Origin of the sequence: Paenibacillus sp. EPM92, assembly GCF_016586185.1 — a bacterium.
GTDB lineage: Bacteria > Bacillota > Bacilli > Paenibacillales > NBRC-103111 > Paenibacillus_G > Paenibacillus_G validus.
Genome location: NZ_BCPS01000140.1, coordinates 1 through 615, shown reverse-complemented (window position 1 = coordinate 615; position 615 = coordinate 1). Strand labels below are relative to the sequence as shown.

The following is a 615-nucleotide window of genomic DNA, read 5'->3' as shown; positions in this document are numbered from 1 at the left end:
TCATAGCTTCGGTGGTGTGTTTAGCCCCGTTACATTTTCGGCGCAGAGTCACTCGACCAGTGAGCTATTACGCACTCTTTCAATGGTGGCTGCTTCTAAGCCAACATCCTGGTTGTCTGTGCAACTCCACATCCTTTCCCACTTAACACACACTTGGGGACCTTAGCTGATGATCTGGGCTGTTTCCCTCTTGACAATGGATCTTAGCACTCACTGTCTGACTCCCGGGATAACGTCTGTGGCATTCAGAGTTTGACTGGACTTGGTAACCCTTGGCGGGCCCCGCACCCAATCAGTGCTTTACCTCCACGACGCATCTCCCGAGGCTAGCCCTAAAGCTATTTCGGGGAGAACCAGCTATCTCCGAGTTCGATTGGAATTTCTCCGCTACCCCCACCTCATCCCCGAATTTTTCAACATTCGTGGGTTCGGGCCTCCAGTGCGTGTTACCGCACCTTCACCCTGGACAGGGGTAGATCACACGGTTTCGGGTCTACGCCTACAAACTATTTCGCCCTATTCAGACTCGCTTTCGCTGCGGCTACGGCTTCTCACCTTAACCTTGCTTGCAAACGTAACTCGCCGGTTCATTCTACAAAAGGCACGCCATCACCC

At 52.8% G+C, this 615-nt stretch carries 1 rRNA gene; it reads right to left on the bottom strand.

The window, feature by feature from the left end:
* Positions 1 to 615, bottom strand: a 23S ribosomal RNA gene (locus JMF85_RS27850); the annotation flags it as partial.